The following is a 21,155-nucleotide window of genomic DNA, read 5'->3' on the forward strand; positions in this document are numbered from 1 at the left end:
CACAGCGCACGGAAGCACGCGAACGCGGCGTCGCCGGGGATTCTCTGGGGTACGTCCTCACCCGGGACCTCTCTGCACCCACTGTGCGGAAGTCTCCGGGCCGTGGTCGCCGGCACTGGGCCGGGCCGATCACGTCGTCGGACGCGGCTTCAAGGTACCACAGGCTCCGCACCGGTCGATGAGAGTCCGACACGGGCGATGCGCCATGCGCGGGGGTCGTCGACCACGCGTCGCACGAGCGGCGCGAGCTCGGGTCCCGCGCCGTCGATGACCAGCACGGACGGGCCCGCGCCGGAGATCACGGCGGGGTATCCCTCGCTGCGCAGCACGCGCACGAGCTCGACGCTCTGCGGCATGCCCGGGGCGCGGTACTCCTGGTGCAGGCGGTCCTCGGTCGCGGGCAGCAGCAGCGAGGGGTCGCTCGTGAGCGCGTGCACCAGCAGAGCGGCCCGAGCCGCGTTGAACGCTGCGTCGGCGTGGGGCACCGTCTCGGGCAGCAGCGAGCGGGCCGCGCTCGTGGCGAGCCGGGCCGTCGGCAGCAGCACGACGGGGCGGATCGCGGGCTCCTGCGCGGGCCCGCTCCCGCTCTGCCCGGCCCCGTTCCCGCGCTGCGCCCGGTCGCCGGGCGTCGCGAGATCGAGGCGCTCCGCGCGGGCGCCGGCGCGGTCCGTCCAGGAGAGGACCACGCCGCCCAGCAGAGCCGGGGCGGCGTTGTCCGGGTGGCCCTCCATCTCGGTCGCCAGGTCCAGGAGCACCTGGTCGTCCAGGGCCTCCGGCTCGGAGACCAGGAGGCGCGCGAGCATGAGGCCGGCGACGGTCGCCGCCGCGCTCGAGCCCAGGCCGCGCCCGTGCGGGATCCGGTTGCGGCAGTGCAGCCGCACCCCGGCCTGCGGGGCGCCCGCGTGGTCGAGGCCCCGGCGCAGGGCGCGCACCACGAGGTGGTCCTCCCCCGCCGGGACGTCGCCCGCGCCCTCCCCCTCGACGGTGACCTCGACCCGGCCGGTGGTGGCCTCGAGCTCGAGGTCGTCGACGAGGTGCAGGGCGAGGCCCAGCGCGTCGAAGCCCGGCCCCAGGTTCGCGCTGGTGGCGGGCACGCGCACGCCGACGCGCTCGGTGGTGATCCTCATGCCGGGCGGCTCACAGCCCCATCGCGTCGGCCGCGGCCTCGACGTCGACCGGGATGACGGTCGGGGTCAGGTCCTGGCGGGTCAGCGCGGTGTCGATGTCCTTGAGCCCGTTGCCGGTGACGGTGATCGCGATGGTCGCACCGCGGGGCACGAGCCCCTTCTCGGCCTGCTGGAGGAGCCCGGCGACGCCCGCGGCCGAGGCGGGCTCGACGAAGATGCCGACCTCGCCCGCGAGCAGCGCCTGCGCATCGAGGATCTGGTCGTCGGAGACGGCGTCGATGAGGCCGCCCGAGTCGTCGCGCGCCGCGACGGCGAGGCTCCAGGAAGCGGGGGCGCCGATGCGGATCGCGGTGGCGACCGTCTCGGGATCGGTGATCGGGCGGCCGGCCTTGAAGGGCGCGGCGCCCTCTGCCTGGAAGCCCCACATGGCGGGGGCGGACCCGGTGATGCCCTTGTCGCGGTACTCGGTGTACCCCATCCAGTAGGCGGAGATGTTCCCCGCGTTGCCCACGGGAAGGATGTGGATGTCCGGCGCCTTGCCGAGCGCGTCGCAGACCTCGAAGGCGCCGGTCTTCTGGCCCTGGAGCCGGAAGGGGTTCACGGAGTTCACGAGCTCCACGGGGTGAGCGGCGTCGAGCTTGCGGGCGATCTCGAGGCAGGCGTCGAAGTTGCCCTCGACCTGGATGAGCTTCGCCCCGTGGACGACGGCCTGGGCGAGCTTGCCGGCGGCGATCTTGCCCTGCGGCAGCAGCACGGCGCAGGTGATCCCGGCGCGGGTCGCGTAGGCGGCGGCCGAGGCGCTGGTGTTGCCCGTCGAGGCGCAGACCACGGACTTCGCCCCGTCGGACACGGCCCGGGACATCGCGGAGACCATGCCGCGGTCCTTGAAGGAGCCCGTGGGGTTCATGCCCTCGACCTTGACGTGGACGTCGGCCCCGACCGTGCGCGAGAGGGTCGGCGAGTGGACGAGGGGCGTGCCGCCCTCGCCGAGGGTCAGCAGGGTGTCCTCGTCGGAGAACGGGAGGTGCTCGCGGTACTCGGCGAGCACGCCGCGCCACTGGTGTGCCATCGGGTCATTCTCCTTCGAGGCGGATCACGGAATCGATCGTGAGGACGGCGCCGGAGCTGTCCAGGTCGTCCAGGGCGGAGTCCATCGCGGACTCGAGCGCCCGGTAGGTGGCGATGCCGATGCGCGCGCGCTCGGGCTCGCCCTCCTCGGCCGGCTCCGTCTCCTGATGGATCGTCGAGATCGAGATGCCGTGGGAGGACAGGGTGCCGGCGACCTCGGCGAGCACGCCGGGCTTGTCCTGCACGGTGAGGGAGACGTAGAAGGCGTTGCGCAGCGCGTCGACCGGGATGATCCCGAGGTCCGCGTAGCGCGACTCGCGCGGGCCGACGCCGCCGTGCACGCGCTGGCGGGCGACGGTCACGAGGTCGCCCAGGACCGCGGACGCCGTGGGCGCGCCGCCCGCGCCCTGCCCGTAGAACATGAGGGAGCCGGCGGCCTCGGCCTCGACGAACACCGCGTTGTACGCCTCGGACACCGAGGCGAGCGGGTGGCTGTCGGGGAGCATCGCCGGGTAGACCCGCGCGGAGACGCGCTCCTCGCCCTCCTCCTCGACCCGCTCGACGATCGAGAGCAGCTTGATCGTGCGCCCCATGCGGGAGGCCGCGGCGATGTCCGCAGCGGTCACCGACGTGATGCCCTCGCAGTGCACGTCCTGCATGCCCACCCGGGTGTGGAAGGCGAGGGAGGCGAGAATCGAGGCCTTCGCGGCGGCGTCGTGGCCCTCGACGTCGGCCGTCGGGTCCGCCTCGGCATAGCCGAGCTCCTGTGCGCTGGACAGGGCGTCGTCGAAGGAGGCGCCGGTGCGGGCCATCGCGTCGAGGACGTAGTTCGTGGTGCCGTTGACGATGCCGAGCACCTTCTCGATCCGGTCGCCCGCGAGAGACTCGCGGATCGGCCGCACCAGCGGGATCGCACCGGCGACGGCCGCCTCGAAGTGCAGGTCGACGCCGTTCGCATCGGCCGCCTCGTAGAGGGCGACGCCGTCCTGCGCGAGCAGGGCCTTGTTCGCGGTCACGACGCTCGCGCCGTGCGACATGGCCTCGAGCAGCAGGGTCCGGGCGGGCTCGATGCCCCCCATCAGCTCGACGACGATGTCCGCGCCGGCGATCGCGGAGGCCGGATCATCGGTGAGCAGCGCGCGGTCCACGTGCTCCCCGCGGTCCTTGCCGAGGTCCGTCACGGCGATTCCCGTGACCTCGAGCGGGGCGCCGATGCGGTGCGCGAGCTCGTCTCCGCTGGTGCCGATGACGCGCAGCACGTCGGCTCCGACGGTGCCGGCGCCGAGCACGGCGACCCGCAGCGGGGCGTGGTCGGGCAGGGGATCAGTCATCAGTGGTCCTTCCGCAGAATCCGGGCGACGACGGGCGATTCCAGCGTGGCCAGCGGCCTTGAGGGCCCGCGGGCTCAGGAAACTGTATCCAACTCCGAGTCGCGAACGCGTCGCCATGTGTCCGTATGCGTCGAGCGCGGGGCGGCCGTGGTGGCGCCGCCTCCCTCAGCCGACGTCGAGGGCGAGCAGGTCCTCCTCGCTCTCGCGTCGCACGAGAGTGCGCCATCGGCCGTCCTTGACCGCGACCACCGGGGGCCGCGGCACGTGGTTGTAGTTCGAGGCCAGCGAGTAGCAGTAGGCGCCGGTCACGGGCACCGAGACGAGGTCCCCGCGCTGCACGTCGGCGGGCAGGTACTCGTCCTTGACCACGATGTCGCCGCTCTCGCAGTGCTTGCCGACCACGCGCACCACCTCGGGCTGGGCGTCGGAGACGCGTCCGGCGAGCAGGCACGAGTAGTCGGCGTCGTACAGGGCGGTGCGGACGTTGTCGCTCATCCCACCGTCGACCGAGACGTAGAGGCGATGGTGCGGTCCGCCCAGGCGCACGTCCTTCACGGTGCCCACCGTGTACAGGGTCTGGGTCGAGGGACCGGCGATCGCACGGCCGGGCTCAAAGGCCAGGTGGGGCACGTCGAGCTCGAGCTCGTGGCACTCCTTCTCGATGATCCCGGCGATCCCGCTCGCGAGCGCCTCGGGCGTCGAGGGCGTGTGCTGCGTGTTGTACATGACGCCGAAGCCGCCGCCGAGGTCGAGGTGCTCGATGGTGTGCCCGAGCTCCTCGCGGACCTGGGCAACGAGGTCGAGGACGCGGCGGGCGGCGACCTCGAAGCCGCCGACGTCGAAGATCTGGGAGCCGATGTGGGAGTGCAGGCCCACGAGATCCAGCTCGGGGCTCGCGAGCACCTCCCGCACGGCCGTCATGGCGTCGCCGGAGGTGATCGAGAGGCCGAACTTCTGGTCCTCGTGGGCGGTGGCGATGAACTCATGGGTGTGCGCCTCGACGCCCGTGGTCACGCGCAGCATGACGGGAGCGGTGACTCCCAGCTCGGACGCCACGTGCGCGGCCTGCCCGACCTCGGCGAGGGAGTCGATGACGATGCGGCCGACGCCCGCTTCGAGCGCCCGGGCGATCTCGCGATCGGACTTGTTGTTGCCGTGCAGCGCCATGCGCTCGGTCGGGAATCCGGCGCGCAGCGCGACGGCCAACTCCCCGCCGGTGCAGACGTCCAGTCCCAGGCCGTCCTCGTCGACCCAGCGGGCGACGGCCCCGCACAGGAACGCCTTGCCGGCGTAGTAGACGTCGGCCCCAGCGTGGGGGGCGAAGGCCGAGGTGAAGGCGTCGCGGAAGGCGCGAGACCGTGCGCGGAAGTCGTCCTCGTCCAGCACGAAGGCGGGGGTGCCCACCTCCTCGGCGAGCGTCGTGACGCTGACGCCGCCGACCTCGAGGGCTCCGTCCGCGTCGCGCCCGCAGGTGCTCGACCAGAGGCCCGGGATCAGGGTGTTGACATCGGTGGGATAGGGCAGCCAGGTGGGCGCGGCGTCGTTGCCGTGCAGGGCTCCTGCTTCATGGGCTCGCATCGCGCGTGGCCTCCTGGGTCGGGCGTCGGGGTCGGTCTTCGGAATCGGTCGTCGGGATCGGACGTACAGGGCGGCCGGATGCATGCGACGATCCGCCGCACGCGGCGATCGACCGCTCCGGCCGCGCTCCCGGGGCCGCGCGTCCGCGCGGAGGCGGACGCGGTCCCGAGGACGAACACTATGCGGCGCGGACGGGCGCTCGCTGGCCGTGTCCACGCAGTGAGGAGGCGCGCGCCCGTGCTCGCGCCGTCTCCGGCATCTCCCCTGGTGGCGAGCGAGGCGGCGACGACCCGGCGCACTCACGGCCAGGGCCCTCGGCGAGGCTTCGGACGCGAGGTCGCGCGGTCTTCGTGACCCCTCTCACTTGATAGCCTGGCGGTGTCGTCCCACACGTCAGGAGGCCCCTGTGGCATCGCAAGAACTGCACGATCTGGTGGTCGTCGCCAACCGTCTCCCGGTCGACGCGAAGACCCTTCCCGACGGCGCCACGGAGTGGGTGACGAGCCCCGGCGGTCTGGTGACCGCGATGGAGAGCGTGATGCGGAACGTCGACTCGGCCGCGTGGGTGGGCTGGGCCGGCTCCCCGGGCGAGGCGCCCGAGCCGTTCCGGGCCGACGGCATGGACCTGTACCCGGTGAGCCTGGATGCGACGGACATCGAGAAGTACTACGAGGGCTTCTCCAACGGGACGCTCTGGCCGCTCTACCACGACGTGATCGTCGACCCCGCCTACCACCGCACCTGGTGGGACACCTATGTGAGCGCGAACCGCCGCTTCGCGAAGGCCGCGGCCGCCGTCACCGCGCCCGGCGGCACGATCTGGGTGCACGACTACCAGCTCCAGCTCGTGCCCGAGATGATCCGCTCCGAGCGGCCCGACGTCCGCATCGGCTTCTTCAACCACATCCCTTTCCCGCCCGTCGAGCTCTTCAGCCAGCTGCCCAAGCGCAACCAGGTGCTGCGCGGACTGCTGGGCGCGGACCTCGTGGGCTTCCAGCGCGAGAGCGACACCCTGAACTTCCTCGCCTCAGTGCGCCACCTGCTGGGGTACCAGGTCGACCAGCGCACCGTCACCGTGCCCGGGATCGGCGCGGTCGAGCCGCGCGACGTGATCGCCGGGACCTTCCCGATCTCTCTCGACACCCAGGCCGTCACCGCGCTGACCGACGACCCCGAGATCCAGGAGCGCGCCCGCCAGCTGCGCCACGACCTCGGGGATCCCGAGAAGGTCGTGCTGGGCGTGGACCGTCTCGACTACACCAAGGGCATCCGCCACCGCCTCAAGGCCTGGGGAGAGCTGCTGAACGACGGCTCGATCGACCCGCGCGAGACCGTTCTCGTGCAGGTCGCGACGCCCTCGCGCGAGAGGGTCGACGCCTACCGTCAGCTGCGCGACGAGGTCGAGCTGACCGTCGGCCGCATCAACGGCGACCACGCCCCCATCGGCCGCCCGGCCATCTCCTACCTGCACCGCTCCTTCAACCGCCGGGACATGACGGCGCTGTACATGGCGGCCGACGTGGTGCTGGTGACCGCCCTGCGCGACGGCATGAACCTCGTGGCCAAGGAGTACGTCGCCTCGCGCCCCGACCTGCGCGGTGTGCTGGTGCTCTCCGAGTTCGCCGGCGCGGCCGACGAGCTGCGCGCCGCCCTGCTGGTGAACCCGCACGACATCGACGAGCTGAAGTCCGCGGCGCTGCGTGCGCTCAGCATGCCGGAGGAGGAGCAGGAGGAGATGATGACCTCGCTGCGCCGGCAGGTGCTCGACCACGACGTGCAGTCCTGGGCGAAGCACTTCCTCGACGAGCTCGAGGCCGTCGGCGAGCCCGCTCCCCCGTCGGCCCCGATCATCCGTCTGTCCGGGACCGAGTCCCCGGATGCCGCGCAGCTCGACGCAGCGCTGGAGGCGTTCGCCGACACCCCGCGCATCCTCGTCGCCTCGGACTTCGACGGCGTGCTCGCACCGATCGTCGCCGACCGCGACGCGGTGCAGGCGAACCCGCGCTCGATCGGCGCGCTCCGCGGGCTCACCGAGCTGTCCGGGGTGAACGTCGCGCTCGTCTCCGGGCGGGCGCTCGAGGACCTCCAGCACCACGCGGGCATGCCCAGCTCCGTCGCGCTCGTCGGCTCGCACGGCGCCGAGGTCGGGGCCCTGCCCTCGGACCTCCACGCCGACGTCATGGACGCGGGAACGATGACCATGGACGAGACCCGGCAGAACCTGCGCGACTCCATCGCGCGCCGCCTCCAGCACATCGCCGACCAGCATCCGGGGGCGGAGGTCGAGGTCAAGCCCGCCTCCGCCGTGCTGCACACGCGCAATGCGAAGGGCCGCGGTGCGGGCAACGCCACCGAGGCCGCGCTCGAGTTCGCGCGCGGCCTCCCCGACGTCACCGTCACGCCGGGCAAGGAGGTCGTCGAGTTCTCCGTGGTCGACTCCCACAAGGGCACCGCGGTGCGCGCGCTCGGCCGGGCCGCCGCGGCCGACGCGATCCTCTACCTCGGGGACGACGTGACCGACGAGAACGTCTTCGCGATCCTCGAGGATGGCGATCTGGGCGTGAAGGTGGGCGACGGCGACACGGCCGCCGCCTTCCGCATCGAAGGCACCGACGCGGTCGCCGAGCTCCTCGAGCGCCTGCTGGAGCTGCGCGCCGGCGAGGCGTGAGCCCGGGGCCGCGACGCCCCGCAAGCAGGAATCCCCGGCCGGTGACCTCGAGAGGTCTCCGACCGGGGATTCCGTCGGTGCCCGCGACAGGATTCGAACCTACGACCTTCTGCTCCGGAGGCAGACGCTCTATCCACTGAGCTACGCGGGCGGACCGTGACAGTCTAGCGCGAGGACCCCGTCGTCCGCGCCCCGAGCCGGGGCGCGCGGCGCGAGTGAGGCACAGGTCTCAGCGACGCCGGAGGGCGTCGGCCGCTCAGACGGCGAAGCCCGCGGGCAGCGGCAGCTGCGCGCCGTGGAGCACGGCCGAGGGATCGGCGGCGATCTGCAGGCCGCTGGGCGAGGCGCCGCCGCGCACCAGCAGGTCGCCGACCGCGGCGATCATCGCGCCGTTGTCGGTGCACAGTCGGATCGGCGGGATGCGCAGCTCGACGCCCGCGGCGTCGCAGCGCTCCTGGGCGACGGCGCGCAGCCGCTGGTTGGCGGCGACTCCCCCGACGATGACCAGGGTGTCGAGTCCCTTCTCCTGGACGGCGCGCAGCGCCTTCGTGACCAGGACGTCCACGACGGCCTGCTCGAAGGAGGCGGCGATGTCCGCGACGGGCACCTCCTCGCCCGCGCGCTCGAGGGACTCGACGGTGCGCGCCACAGCCGTCTTCAGCCCGGAGAAGGAGAAGACGTACGGCTGATCGCCCGGGCGCAGCATGGCGCGGGGGAAGGAGAAGGCCTCCGGGTCCCCGCCGACGGCCGCCTTCGAGATCGCGGGGCCGCCCGGGTAGCCGAGGCCGAGCAGGCGCGAGACCTTGTCGAAGGCCTCGCCGGCGGCGTCGTCGAGGGTGTCGCCGAGGTGCTCGATGGGGTCGGCGACCAGGTCCTTCACGTGGAGGATCGAAGTGTGCCCGCCGGAGACGATGAGGATGATCGACTGCGCGGGCAGCGGGCCGTGCTCGAGGGTGTCGGCCGCGGCATGTCCGGCGAGGTGGTGCACCCCGTACAGCGGGACCCCGAGGGACCAGGCGACGGACTTCGCGGCGGCCAGTCCCACGTGCACCGCGGTCGCGAGACCGGGACCGGAGGTCGCGGCGACGTGCGTGATGTCGCGCAGCTCGACGCCCGCGTCGTGCAGGGCGATGCGCAGGGTGGGGACGGCGGCCTCGAGATGGGCGCGGGCCGCGATCTCGGGGACCACTCCCCCGAACTCGGCGTGCTGGGAGGCGCTCGAGGCGAGGCCCTGGCCGAGCAGGACGCCGTCGCTGACGATCCCGAAGCCGGTCTCGTCGCACGAGGACTCGACGCCGAGGACGACGGGGACGGTGCTCACAGGACTCTCCCGTCGGAGGTCGCGGGGTCGGCCGCGCGCATCGAGGTCACTTGAACAGCGACATCGGGTTCGAGTAGGTGCCGGACTCGTCCATCTTCGCGAAGTGCAGGTGGCAGCCGGTGGAGCGGCCGGTCGAGCCGACCTCGCCGATGACGTCGCCCTGCTCGACCTTCGCGCCCACGCTCGTCTTGAACGAGGAGAGGTGGTAGTAGCCGGTGATGACGCCGTCGCCGTGGTCGATCTTCACGCGGTTGCCGGAGGCCGAGTTGTGCTCGACGGCGACCACGGTGCCGGCGGCCGCTGCGTGCACGTCGGTGCCGCAGGCCGCGCCGAAGTCGACGCCGTCGTGCATGATCCGCGTGTGCAGCACGGGGTGGACGCGCTCGCCGTACGGGGAGGTGATCCGGGCGTTGACCGGGTGGATGAAGCCCTCGTCGGACTCGCCGCCGAGCGCCTCGATGGCCTCCGCGTTGGGGGAGGTCTCCACGGAGAGGTCGCCGGTGGTCTCCTGGGAGGACGACGCGCTCGACGCGGCGTCGGCGCCCTTCGCGTCGGCGCCCGCGGTGGCCGTGGCGATGGGGACCGGGGCGAGCTGGGTGCTCGCGGCCTTCGCCTGCGCGGCGGACTGGCCGCCGTTGATGGTGGGCAGCGGAGCGGACTGGCCGCCCGCGCTCGCGGACGCGAGGGGGAAGGCGATGGTGGCGGTCGCGAGCGCGCCGAGCACGCCGACCTTCAGCACACCGGCCTGCACTGCCGAGTCACGATGGGAGGCGCTGCCTGTGCGCAGCGTCCGGACGTGTGCCCGGCCGAGGGCGCGATGATTCGCCACGATGGAGCTCCTGGAGGGGGGTCGGAGACGCAGAGTCCTGGTGAGTGCCCGGGGTGCGACGCCGGACGGGGAAGGACGCGTCGCCGAACAACGCGCTCCAAGGTACCCAGGTCAGCGAGGTCCGACGTCGCGGGAAGCGACCTCATTACCGAACCTTTGCCCCGCCCCACGGGCGGGTAAAGACCCTTGACCCGTCGCGCAGGCCGCGTGTCGTGTCGGTCACCTCGGCGCACGGGCGCCGGACCGGGCGCCAGGGCGGGCGGTCAGGCCGGACGATCAGGCCGGACGTCAGGCCCGGCTGCGCTGCATGACGTCCTTGACCTCTCCCACGAGCTCCTCCAGGACGTCCTCGAGGAACACGGCGCCCACGCTGCGCGAGGTCGGGGCGTCGACGCGTGCCAGGTGCGCGCCGTTGTACTGCATGGCGCGCAGGGCCTCCTCGATCTCGTCGTCGTCGGCCACGGAGACCACGGCGCGCACGATCCCGGGGTGGATCGGCCGGTCGTAGTCCTCCTCGGGGGCGTCCGCCGGCAGCAGCACGTCCTTGAGGTGGACGTAGCCCACCAGATCGCCCGCGTCGTTGCGCACCCCGATGCGGCTGAAGCCCGTGGTCGCGACGATCTGCTCGATCTGTCCCGGCGTGACGTCGTAGGTGACGGTGACGACGTCGGCCATGGGGACCATGACGTCCCCGGCGGTGCGGTCGGAGAACTGGATGGCGCCCTGCAGGAGTCCCTGCTCGTCCTCGAGGAGGCCCTCGCGGCGGGACTCGTCCACGATCGCGGAGATCTCCTCGGCGGTGAAGCGCGACTCGACCTCGTCCTTGGGCTGGACGCCCAGGAGGCGCAGGATCATGTTCGCGGTGTGGTTGAGCACCCAGATCACCGGCGTGAACACGCGCGCCACGAGCGCGAGCGGGGTGGCGAGCACCAGCACCGCGCCCACGGGCACGGCGATCGAGATGTTCTTGGGGACCATCTCGCCGAAGACCACGTGCAGGTACGAGGCGATCAGCAGGGCCACCACGAAGGCGATCGGGTGGGTGAGCACGGCGGGCACCGAGAGGTGCTCGAGCAGCGGCTCGAGGAAGTGCGCGATCGCGGGCTCGGCGACGGCGCCCAGGGTGACCGAGCAGACGGTCACGCCGAACTGGGCGGCGGCGAGCATCACGGAGACGTGCTCGACGGCCCAGAGCGCGGTCTTCGCGCCCGGGCGCCCTGCCTCGACGAGGGGCTCGAGCTGGCTGCGGCGCGCGCTCATCACGGCGAACTCGGCGCCCACGAAGAAGGCGTTGCCGAGCAGCATGGCCAGGCCCAGGACCAGGGCGGCGGTGTCGCTCATCGGTGGTCCGCCTTCCGCTCGTCGGCGCTCTCGTCCTCGTTCTCCTCCTCGCGGCGCACGAGCGCCGCGGGGTCGGTGGCGCGCAGCCGCACCTGGTCGACGCGCCGTCCGTCCATCTCGAGGACCTCGAGGCGCAGACCGGCGACGTCCACGACGTCACCCGCCGCGGGGACCCGGTGGAGGCTGTCCATGACGAGGCCGCCCAGGGTGTCGTAGTCGGCGGACTCGGGCACGCGCACGCCGAGCTCGCGGCGGATCTCGTCGGGCCGCATGAGGCCGCTGACGCTCCAGCCGTCCTCGCCGTCGGGCAGGAACCGCTCGGGCTCGTCGTCGTCGTGCTCGTCGCTCACCTCGCCGACGATCTCCTCGATGACGTCCTCGAGGGTGACGATGCCGGAGGTGCCTCCGTACTCGTCGACGACGACGGCCAGCTGCGCGCCGACGTCCCTCAGGTCGATCAGCAGGTCGTCCAGCGGCACCGTCTCCGGCACGCGCGGGATCTCGGCCATGAGCTCGCTCGCGGGGGTGCGCGAGCGCTCGGGGCGCGGGACCGCGACGGCCTGGCGCACCTGGACGACGCCCACGATGTCGTCCTCGCCGCCGTCGGTGACGGGGAAGCGCGAGTGGCCCGTGGTGCGGGAGAGCTCGAGCACCTCCTGGGCGCTCGTGTCCGCCGCGACGCTCACCATGGCGCCGCGGTGGGTGAGCACGTCGCCCGCCTCGCGGTCGCCGAGCTGGAGGGTGCGGGAGAGCAGCACCGCGGTGCCCTCGTCGAGGGTGCCGGCGCGCGCCGAGTGGCGCACGAGGGACTCGAGCTCCGCGGGAGAGCGGGCGGCCGAGAGCTCCTCCTGGGGCTCGATGTTCACCAGGCGCAGCACGGCGTTCGCGGTCGCGTTGAACACGGCGATCAGCGGCTTGAAGATCATCGTGAAGCCGTGCTGGATCGGGGCGACGATGCGCGCGGTGCCCATCGGTGTGGCGATCGCGAGGTTCTTGGGCACGAGCTCCCCGAAGATCATCGAGAAGGCGTAGGCGATGACCATCGCGACGACCACGGAGACGGGGACCGCGACGTCCTCGCCGAGGCCCGCGGCCCGGGCGAGCGGGGTGAGCAGCCCGGCCAGCGGGTCCTGGACGGCGAAGCCGAACAGCAGGGTGGTGATGGTGATGCCCAGCTGGGCGCCGGAGAGGTTCGTGGAGAGGTGCGTGAGGGCGTGGAGCACGCCGCCGGCGCGCTTGTCCCCGCCGTCGCGGGCCTTCTCGACCGTGTGGCGGTCGAGGGCCACGAGCGAGAACTCGGAGGCGACGAACACCGCCGTGCCCAGCGTGAGGACGATCCCTGCTGCGAGCAGGATCCAGGTCATCGGGTGATCTCCCCACGGGCGGGGAGGGCGCGCATCCGCGGCACAGAGTCCGTCCGGGTGCGCGCGCCGGTACTCGGCACGGGCGAATCGCTCATAGTGGCACCGAGTGTATAGGAGCGCGTGCGCGCGGGCGCAGGGAGCGTCCAGGGTCCGACGGGGTCGTGTGCAGGGCCGCGCGGTTACAGTGACGCCATGTCGAAGCCTGCCGAGACCGAGAGCGCGAGCCGCCCGACCCGCGTGGTCGTCGTCGAGGACGAGCCCACCATCACCCGCGCGATCGCCGACCGCCTGACCGCCGAGGGCTGGGAGGTCTCGACCGCGCTCGACGGCCCCTCGGGCGTCGCCGCCGTGCGCGAGGCCGCGCCCGACGTGGTGGTCCTGGACGTGATGCTCCCGGGCTTCGACGGCCTCGAGGTGTGCCGTCGGATCCAGGCGGAGGACCCGGTCCCGGTGCTCATGCTCACCGCGCGCGACGACGAGACCGACATGCTCGTGGGCCTCGGCGTCGGGGCCGACGACTACATGACCAAGCCGTTCTCGATGCGCGAGCTCGTGGCGCGCCTGAAGGCGCTGCTGCGACGGGTGCGCCGTGCCACGTCGGCCCCCGAGGTCGGGACCGGCGGCGTCGGGGAGGCGCCCGCCGTGCTGCAGCTGGGCGACCTGGTCATCGACCGGGCCGCGCACCGCGTCACCCGCGCCGGCGCGCCCGCCCACCTCACCCCCACGGAGTTCGATCTGCTGCTGTGCCTGGCGAACGCGCCCGGCACCGTGCTCACGCGCGAGCAGCTGCTCGCGGACGTCTGGGACTGGGTGGACGCGACGGGCACCCGCACGGTCGACTCCCATGTCAAGGCGCTGCGCCGCAAGCTCGGCGCGGACCTCGTGCGCACCGTCCACGGCGTCGGCTACGCGCTCGAGCTCCCCGATGACGAGGACGAGCCGGGGTCCGAGGGACTCGGGGCCGACGGGCTCGGGGCCGACGGGCTCGGGGCCGACGGGTCGGGGCGGTCCTCCTGAGGCGCCCGAGCCGCGCGGCGGTCCAGGAGTCACTCGAGAACCTCGAGGTGCGACCGCTGGACCAGCTGCGCTCGTTCAAGGTCAAGCTCGGCGTGCTGGTCGCCGTCAGCGTCACCGTCGCGGTGGTGCTCACCTGGCTGAGCCTCGCCGCGAACCTGCATCCCCTGCTCACCCTCCCGCTCGTGGTGCTCGCGGCGCTCGCGGTCACCCAGGTCCTCGCGCGCGGCATGACCTCCCCGCTGCGCCAGATGACCCGCGCCGCGCGCGCCATGGCCCGCGGGGACTACTCCCAGCGCATCGAGGCCTCGAGCCGCGACGAGGTGGGCCAGCTCGCCGAGGCCTTCACCCGCATGGCCACCGAGCTGCAGGTCACCGACAAAGTGCGGCGCGACCTCGTGGCGAACGTCTCGCACGAGCTGCGCACTCCCGTGGCGGGGCTGCGCGCCCAGCTCGAGAACATCGTGGACGGCGTCACCGACCCCGATCCGGCCGCGCTCGAGGTCGCGCTCGGGGAGACCGAGCACCTCTCCGACCTCGTCGACGACCTCCTGGACCTCTCGCGGATCGATGCCGGCGTGATCGACATCGACGTCGAGCAGGTCGCCCTCACCCCGTTCCTCCACGAGGCGGTCGACGCCGCGGACCTGGGCGCCCGGGCCCGCGGTCGCGAGCTGCGCTGGGTCGTGGAGGTCGACCCCGCCGACCTCACCGCCGCGGCCGACGCCGCCCGCATCCGCCAGGTCATCGCGAACCTCCTGGACAACGCCTCCCGCCATTCCCCGCCCGACGGCAGGGTGCGCGTGCGCGCCGAGCGCACCGCGGCCGACGACGGCGTGCTCATCGAGGTGCGCGACGAGGGCCCGGGCATCGCCCGCGCCGACCGCGAGCGCGTCTTCGAGCGCTTCCAGCACGGCGGGGGCACCGACGACGGATCCGGCGGCACCGGCCTGGGCCTCGCGATCGCCCGCTGGGCGGTCGAGCTGCACGGCGGGCGGATCCAGGTGATCGACGACCCGCGCCCGCACACGGACCCGGACCGCTCCTCGGCGATCCGCCTGACGCTCCCCGACCGCTGATCCCCGCCTCCGCGGACGCGGTCGCCGGGCCCTCCGGGCGCCGTCGGCTCCGGCCGCCCTCGCCGGAGGTGATCTACCCCTCCGTCATGGGTGCGCGGATGCCCACTTCATGGGCGCGGGGACCCCTCCCCTCGGTTAGGGTGGACGAGTCCGCTCCATTCGATTTTCATGAAGGTTGGCGATCGCAGAGTGTCACAGAAGACACCCCTCTCCGATTCCGTTGACGAGGAGCCCGAGTTCGGGCCCAACCAGTGGCTGGTGGACGAGCTCCACGAGCAGTGGAAGGCCGACCCCTCGAGCGTCGATCCGAGCTGGGCAGAGTTCTTCCGCTCACGCGCGCAGCAGACCCCGAGCGCCCCGGCGTCCGCGTCCGGTTCCTCGTCGTCCTCCGCCGAGGACTCACCCGCTCCCTCGGAGCAGCCTGCTCCGTCCGAGCGGCCCGCTCCCTCCGAGCAGCCCGCTCCCTCCGAACAGCCCCCCGCGGCAGCGCAGGCGACGAAGCCCGCGCCCGATCCCGCGACGGCTGCGACCGCTGCTGCTCCCGCCGAGGAGCCCGCCCCCGCGGCGCCGGCCACGAAGCCCGCGTCGACCCCGGCGCCCGAGCCGGCCCCGTCGTCCGCGTCCGCCGGCGCCGCCCGGTCCGGATCCGCCGATGCCTCCCCGTCCGCACCCTCTTCTGCGAAGGACTCCCCTGCCGTGAACGACGCTCCCGCCGCGAAGGTCTCCGACACCTCCGACCGGCCGATGCGGTCCACCACCCCGAGCTCGACCATCCCCGAGCGCGAGTTCACCGAGCCCGTCCCGACCAAGCTGCGCGGCCCCGCCGCCGCCGTGGTGCGGAACATGGACGAGTCGCTCACGGTTCCCACGGCGACGTCCGTGCGCGACGTCCCGGTCAAGCTGCTGTTCGACAACCGCATCGTGATCAACAACCACCTCAAGCGGAACCGCCGCGGCAAGGTCTCCTTCACCCACCTCATCGGCTGGGCCATGGTCGAGGCCATCACCGAGATGCCCGACATGAACAACGGCTTCGACGTCGACGAGAAGGGCAAGCCGCTCCTGCTCCAGCGCGAGGACGTGAACTTCGGCCTCGCGATCGACATGCCCCGGCCCGACGGCTCGCGCTCCCTCGTGGTCCCGTCGATCAAGGCCGCGCAGCAGCTGGACTTCTTCAGCTTCTGGGCGAGCTACGAGGAGGTCGTCAAGCGCGCCCGCGCCGGCAAGCTCACGATGGACGACTTCACCGGCACCACCGTGACCCTGACGAACCCCGGCGGCATCGGCACCGTCCACTCGATCCCGCGCCTGATGTCCGGTCAGGGCACGATCGTCGGCGTCGGCGCGATGGACTACCCCGCGCAGTTCCAGGGCGCGAGCCAGGCCACCCTCGCCGAGCTCGCGGTCTCGAAGGTCATGACGCTGACCTCGACCTACGACCACCGGATCATCCAGGGCGCCGCCTCCGGCGAGTTCCTCAAGAAGATGGCCGACAAGCTCCTGGGCAAGGACGGCTTCTACGACCGCGTCTTCGCCTCCCTGCGGATCCCCTACGAGCCCGTGCGCTGGGTCGCAGACAACCCGCTGCACGACACCGAGGCCGAGAAGCTCGCGCACGTCATGGACCTCATCCATGCCTTCCGCGTGCGCGGGCACCTGATGGCCGACACCGACCCGCTGCAGTACCGCGTGCGCACCCATCCCGACCTGGACGTGCAGACCTACGGGCTGACCCTGTGGGACCTCGATCGCACCTTCCCGACCCGCGGGCTGGGCGGCCGCAAGGAGGCCACCCTCCGCGACATCCTCGGGATCCTGCGCGACGCGTACTGCCGCACCGTGGGTGTGGAGTACATGCACATCGCCGATCCGGAGGAGCGCCTCTGGATCCAGGAGCAGTTCGAGTCGCCCAAGAAGCAGTACGACAAGGACCAGGTCACCCACATCATGGACCGCCTCAACGCCGCCGAGGCGTTCGAGACGTTCCTGCAGACCAAGTTCGTGGGCCAGAAGCGCTTCAGCCTCGAGGGCGGCGAGTCCGTGATCCCGCTGCTGGACTCGATCCTCTCCGACGCCGCCCACGGCGACATCGCCGAGGTCTGCATCGGCATGGCCCACCGCGGCCGCCTCAACGTGCTCTCGAACCTCGCCGGCAAGAGCTTCGGCCAGATCTTCCAGGAGTTCGACGGCTCCTCGGGCGGCCTGGGCTCGGGCGACGTCAAGTACCACCTGGGCACCGAGGGCACCTTCACCGCCGAGGACGGCACCACCACCAAGGTGTACCTCGCGGCGAACCCCTCTCACCTCGAGGCCGCGAACCCCGTGCTCGAGGGCATCGTGCGCGCCAAGCAGGACCAGCTCGAGCGGGTCACCGACTTCCCCGTGCTGCCGATCCTCATCCACGGCGACGCGGCCTTCGCCGGCCAGGGCGTGGTCACCGAGACCCTGAACCTCTCGGAGCTGCGCGGCTACCGCACCGGCGGCACCGTCCACGTGATCATCAACAACCAGATCGGCTTCACCACGCTGCCGGACTCCTCGCGCTCCTCGTTCTACTCGAGCGACGCCGCGAAGACCACGCAGCTGCCGGTCTTCCACGTCAACGGCGACGACCCCGAGGCCTGCGTGCGGGTCGCCGAGATCGCCTTCGCCTACCGCGAGAAGTTCCACCGCGACGTGGTCATCGACATGATCTGCTACCGCCGCCGCGGCCACAACGAGGGCGACGATCCGGCCATGACGCAGCCGCTCATGTACAACCTGATCAAGGACCGCCCGTCCGTCCGCAAGCTCTACACGGACTCCCTCATCGAGCGCGGCGACCTCACCGAGGACGAGACCGGCGCCCTGGTGAAGAACTTCCAGCAGCACCTGGACCAGGCCTTCGCCGATGCCCGCAACGCCAGCAGCGAGGCCGACCCGAAGAACTCGGTGCAGGGCCTTGACCTGCCCAGCTCGCAGCACACCGGCGAGATCGTGGTGCCCTCGGCGACCGCCGTCTCCGCCTCGGTGCTCGAGCGCATCGGCGACGCCCACATGGCCGCCCCCGAGGGCTTCACCGTCTACCCGAAGCTCACGGGCCTGCTCGAGAAGCGCCAGGAGATGTCCCGCAGCGGCAGCATCGATTGGGCCTACGGCGAGCTGCTGGCCTTCGGCTCCCTGCTCATGGAGGGCACGCGCGTGCGCCTGGCCGGCCAGGACTCGCGCCGCGGCACCTTCGTGCAGCGCCACAGCGTGCTCATCGACTCCCTGAACCAGGACACGTTCACCCCGCTGCTGCACCTGAGCGAGGACCAGGCGCGCTTCAACGTCTACGACTCCTCGCTCTCCGAGTTCGCGGCGCTCGGCTTCGAGTACGGCTACTCCGTGGAGAGCCCGAACGCCCTGGTGCTGTGGGAGGCGCAGTTCGGCGACTTCGTCGACGGGGCGCAGACCATCATCGACGAGTTCGTCTCCTCCTCCGAGCAGAAGTGGGGACAGCAGTCCTCCGTCGTGATGCTCCTCCCCCACGGCTACGACGGCCAGGGCCCGGACCACTCCTCCGCCCGCATCGAGCGCTTCCTCGTGCTGTGCGCCGAGGAGAACATGCGTGTGGCGATGCCCTCGACGCCGGCGAGCTACTTCCACCTGTTGCGCCGCCAGGCTCGCACCGAGCCGCGCAAGCCGCTGATCGTCTTCACCCCGAAGTCGATGCTGCGCAACAAGGCCGCCGTGAGCTCCGTCGAGGACTTCACCTCGGGCACCTTCGAGCCCGTGCTCCCGGATCAGACCGTGGAGCCCTCGAAGGTCAAGAAGGTTCTGCTGACCAGCGGGAAGTTCTACTGGGAGCTCGTCGCCGCGCGGGAGAAGCAGGGCATCGACGACGTCGCGATCGTGCGCCTCGAGCAGTACTACCCGCTGCCCGAGGAGGAGCTGCGCGAGACGCTCTCCGCCTACCCCGATGCCGACCTCGTCTGGGTGCAGGAGGAGCCTCTGAACCAGGGCGCCTGGGGCTTCATGGCCCTGAATTTCCCTGCCGCTGTGGGGCGTACCCTGCAGGTCGTGGCGCGACCGGCCTCCGCCTCGCCGGCCACCGGGTCCGCCAAGACCCACAAGGCCGAGCAGGAGACCCTGGTCGCGCAGGCACTGCAGAACTGACGAGGAGACGACGTGGAACAGCCCGCCCCCCGCTCGGTCCCGGTCCAGCGGACCGTCCCGGCCAGCCCCGCCCCCGCGAGCGACAGGCCGATCCGCCTGGTGGCCCTCGGCGAGGAGCTCCTCGCCGGCGTGGGCGACGCCCGCGCGCTCGGCTGGCTCGGCCGGGCCGTCGCCAAGGAGCAGGGGCCGAGGCCGCGGGTCGAGCTGTACACGAGCGCGGTGCCGTCGGAGACCTCGGCAGATCTCTCGGAGCGCTGGGACGAGGAGGTGCGTCTGCGCACCGACGCCGAGGGCCTCGCCCAGGGCACCGTGGAGCACCGCGTGGTGCTGGGCCTGGGCGGCGGGGACGTCGACGCCGGCATCTCGCTGGCCCGTTCGCGCCTGAACCTCGCCAAGGTCCTCGACGGCCTCGAGCGGCTGCGGATCCCGGCGTTCGTCGTCGGCCCGCCGCCGAGCGCCGATCGTGCGCGCACCGCCGCCCTCGTCGAGCTCTCCGGGGCCTTCGACGACGTGTGCGCGCGGCGCCGCGTGCCCTACGTGGACACCGTGCGGTCCCTCGAGGGTCACGAGCAGTGGTCCTCGGACCTCGCCCGCAGCGGCGCCGACCACCCCGGACAGACCGGCTACGGCCTCATGGCCTGGCTGGTCCTGCATGGTGGCTTCGGTCGCTTCCTGGGCACCTCCGACTGAACCAGCCGATCCCCTGTGACAGAATGCTGAGGTTGTCTGTCCGGGCGAAGGAAGGAGAGCGTGATGAGCAAGCGCGGTCGCAAGCGCCGGTCCCGTCGCAAGAACGGCGCCAATCACGGCAAGCGTCCCAACACCTGAGGCGCGCTCGCGCAGCGTGAGGTCGAGCCGATCCGTCGGCCCCGACACGCAGCACCCCGAGCATCGACGAGGCCCCCTCCATCCGGAGGGGGCCTCGTCGCATCTGGGGCCGGATCGGCTGAGGTCGGCGGGGATCAGCCCCGCTCGGCCCGGTAAGCCCGGGGCCCGGGTCAGCCCAGGGTGTCGCGGCGCACCGTGGTGGAGCGGAAGGTCGCGCCGTCGGGCCCGTGCTCGACCTCGAGGCGCTGGTACTCCACGCTGCGGTACTGCACGCTGATGCGCTCGCGCAGGGTCTGCGGGGCGGTGTCCTTCGCGCAGCAGCGCCGCACCAGGTCCTTCATGGCGCGCAGGCGCTCGAGCTCGTCGGCGCACTCCGGGCAGTCCTCGGCGTGGCGCGTCATGCGCTCGACCACGTCGCGCGGGAGCTCGCCGTCCAGCGCCTCCTCGAGCCCGAACCGCAGGTCGCGGCGGGTCTCGTCATGCTCCTCGGTCATCGTCCCTCCTCCCCGTCATCTGCTCCGTCCCGCAGGAACCCGCTGCTGCGCGCGTAGTCGCTCAGCGCTTCGCGCAGCTGGCGGCGTCCGCGGTGCAGCCGGGACATGACGGTGCCGATCGGCGTGTCCATGATCTCGGCGATCTCCTTGTATGCGAAGCCCTCGACGTCGGCGAGGTAGACCGCCATGCGGTAGTCCTCGCGCAGGTCCTGCAGGGCCGTCTTCACCGCGGTGTCGGGCAGGCGGTCCAGCGCCTCGGCCTCGGCCGAGCGCAGACCGCGGCTCGAATGGGACTCGACCTCCGCGAGCTGCCAGTCCTCGACCTCGTCGGTCCACGACTCGCGCGGCCGACGCTGCTTCTGCCGGTACGACGAGATGTACGAGTTGGTCATGATGCGGTACAGCCAGGCGCGCAGGTTCGTGCCCGGGGTGAAGCGGTCGCGCGCCCGCAGCGCCTTGAGGTAGGTCTCCTGGACCAGGTCCTCGGCGTCCTGGGGGTTGCGGGTCATGCGCAGGGCGCCGCCGTAGAGCGAGTCGAGGTGCGCGAGCGCCTCGGCCTCGAAGTCGAAGTCCTCGGGAGCCGTGTCCTCGGGGGCGGCGCCGGGGGCTCGGTCGCCGTCGTGATCAGTGGTGGTCATCAGGCTCCACGGTACGGCACCGGTCGGTGCGAGGACGGTCGTGCGCGAGGTCCCGCGCACGGAGGGCGGGGCCGACGGGACGGCCGGCGGCGAGGCCGACACAGTCGGCGCCGGGGTCGGCATCGGGGCCGACGGCGGGCGCGTCTGCAGGCACGTGGTCATCGACTCTCTCTCCTCTCCCGGCGGCGCGGAGCGCGCTGGTGCGAACGGTGGGGGGCCGGCCGTCCGCTCGGGCGCGCCCCTCGGGGTCCGGTCCTTGCAACGCGCACGGGGGCTCGGCTGTTCCCCGGCGGCAGGACGCACGGGGCGGGGTGCGCGATAGGCTGATCACAACGCCG

The 21,155-nt window shown here is 72.3% G+C and carries 16 protein-coding genes and 1 tRNA gene; 6 read left to right on the forward strand and 11 right to left on the reverse strand.

Annotated features, from left to right (window positions below; translation table 11 throughout):
* Positions 1–149: 149 nt before the first annotated feature.
* The 4 genes from thrB to lysA form a co-directional block, all read right to left on the reverse strand.
* Entirely contained in the window at positions 150–1,127 is a 978-nt protein-coding gene (gene thrB, locus MHY49_RS00370; RefSeq protein WP_239201576.1) for a homoserine kinase, read from the reverse strand.
* Between the two features lie 10 nt (positions 1,128–1,137).
* Positions 1,138–2,196, reverse strand: a complete 1,059-nt coding sequence (gene thrC / locus MHY49_RS00375; protein ID WP_239201579.1) for a threonine synthase — start codon at positions 2,194–2,196, stop codon at positions 1,138–1,140.
* A 4-nt stretch (positions 2,197–2,200) separates the two neighbouring features.
* Positions 2,201–3,526: a homoserine dehydrogenase gene (locus tag MHY49_RS00380; protein WP_239201582.1), complete on the reverse strand. Its 1,326-nt coding sequence runs from the start codon at positions 3,524–3,526 to the stop codon at positions 2,201–2,203.
* A 165-nt stretch (positions 3,527–3,691) separates the two neighbouring features.
* Complete coding sequence (gene lysA, locus MHY49_RS00385) at positions 3,692–5,104, reverse strand: diaminopimelate decarboxylase (protein ID WP_239201585.1); 1,413 nt, start codon at positions 5,102–5,104, stop codon at positions 3,692–3,694.
* Positions 5,105–5,510: 406 nt separating this feature from the next.
* On the opposite strand from lysA, the gene MHY49_RS00390 reads away from it, so the two are divergent.
* A complete protein-coding gene (locus MHY49_RS00390; protein WP_228358171.1) occupies positions 5,511–7,772 on the forward strand; it encodes a bifunctional alpha,alpha-trehalose-phosphate synthase (UDP-forming)/trehalose-phosphatase in 2,262 nt (753 codons plus the stop codon).
* 78 nt (positions 7,773–7,850) lie between these two features.
* Here the strand turns inward: MHY49_RS00390 and MHY49_RS00395 are convergent.
* From MHY49_RS00395 to MHY49_RS00415, 5 genes are all read right to left on the reverse strand, one after another.
* Positions 7,851–7,923: transfer RNA gene (locus MHY49_RS00395), tRNA-Arg, on the reverse strand.
* A 105-nt stretch (positions 7,924–8,028) separates the two neighbouring features.
* The gene (gene tsaD, locus MHY49_RS00400; protein ID WP_239201588.1) at positions 8,029–9,093 is read right to left on the reverse strand and encodes a tRNA (adenosine(37)-N6)-threonylcarbamoyltransferase complex transferase subunit TsaD; all 1,065 of its coding nucleotides are present in this window, start codon (positions 9,091–9,093) and stop codon (positions 8,029–8,031) included.
* A gap of 46 nt (positions 9,094–9,139) precedes the next feature.
* Positions 9,140–9,922 carry a M23 family metallopeptidase gene (locus tag MHY49_RS00405; RefSeq protein ID WP_239201591.1) on the reverse strand — a complete coding sequence of 261 codons (783 nt, stop codon included), beginning with the start codon at positions 9,920–9,922 and terminating at the stop codon, positions 9,140–9,142.
* Positions 9,923–10,210: 288 nt separating this feature from the next.
* Positions 10,211–11,263 (reverse strand): hemolysin family protein, encoded by a 1,053-nt coding sequence (locus MHY49_RS00410; RefSeq protein WP_228358168.1) that lies wholly within the window; start codon positions 11,261–11,263, stop codon positions 10,211–10,213.
* Positions 11,260–12,627: a hemolysin family protein gene (locus MHY49_RS00415; RefSeq protein WP_239201594.1), complete on the reverse strand. Its 1,368-nt coding sequence runs from the start codon at positions 12,625–12,627 to the stop codon at positions 11,260–11,262. The genes MHY49_RS00410 and MHY49_RS00415 overlap by 4 nt, the downstream gene beginning before the upstream one ends.
* Before the next feature lie 192 nt (positions 12,628–12,819).
* Here MHY49_RS00415 and MHY49_RS00420 point away from each other — a divergent pair, with 192 nt between their 5' ends.
* The 5 genes from MHY49_RS00420 (at position 12,820) to MHY49_RS19225 (ending at position 19,685) form a co-directional block, all read left to right on the forward strand.
* Entirely contained in the window at positions 12,820–13,644 is an 825-nt protein-coding gene (locus MHY49_RS00420) for a response regulator transcription factor (protein ID WP_239201606.1), read from the forward strand.
* Positions 13,645–13,691: 47 nt separating this feature from the next.
* Complete coding sequence (locus tag MHY49_RS00425) at positions 13,692–14,720, forward strand: ATP-binding protein (protein WP_239201611.1); 1,029 nt, start codon at positions 13,692–13,694, stop codon at positions 14,718–14,720.
* A 189-nt stretch (positions 14,721–14,909) separates the two neighbouring features.
* A complete protein-coding gene (locus MHY49_RS00430; protein WP_370645922.1) occupies positions 14,910–18,857 on the forward strand; it encodes a multifunctional oxoglutarate decarboxylase/oxoglutarate dehydrogenase thiamine pyrophosphate-binding subunit/dihydrolipoyllysine-residue succinyltransferase subunit in 3,948 nt (1,315 codons plus the stop codon).
* 12 nt (positions 18,858–18,869) lie between these two features.
* Positions 18,870–19,547: a GDSL-type esterase/lipase family protein gene (locus MHY49_RS00435; protein ID WP_239201617.1), complete on the forward strand. Its 678-nt coding sequence runs from the start codon at positions 18,870–18,872 to the stop codon at positions 19,545–19,547.
* A 63-nt stretch (positions 19,548–19,610) separates the two neighbouring features.
* Complete coding sequence (locus MHY49_RS19225; RefSeq protein ID WP_370645926.1) at positions 19,611–19,685, forward strand: 50S ribosomal protein bL37; 75 nt, start codon at positions 19,611–19,613, stop codon at positions 19,683–19,685.
* A 170-nt stretch (positions 19,686–19,855) separates the two neighbouring features.
* Here the strand turns inward: MHY49_RS19225 and rsrA are convergent, their stop codons facing one another.
* Together rsrA and MHY49_RS00445 are read right to left on the reverse strand one after the other, a co-directional pair.
* Entirely contained in the window at positions 19,856–20,179 is a 324-nt protein-coding gene (gene rsrA / locus MHY49_RS00440) for a mycothiol system anti-sigma-R factor (RefSeq protein ID WP_200501008.1), read from the reverse strand.
* Entirely contained in the window at positions 20,176–20,817 is a 642-nt protein-coding gene (locus tag MHY49_RS00445) for a sigma-70 family RNA polymerase sigma factor (RefSeq protein ID WP_228358163.1), read from the reverse strand. The genes rsrA and MHY49_RS00445 overlap by 4 nt, the downstream gene beginning before the upstream one ends.
* Positions 20,818–21,155 lie beyond the last annotated feature (338 nt).

This window comes from Brachybacterium sp. ACRRE (genome assembly GCF_022346485.1).
Lineage (GTDB): Bacteria > Actinomycetota > Actinomycetes > Actinomycetales > Dermabacteraceae > Brachybacterium > Brachybacterium halotolerans.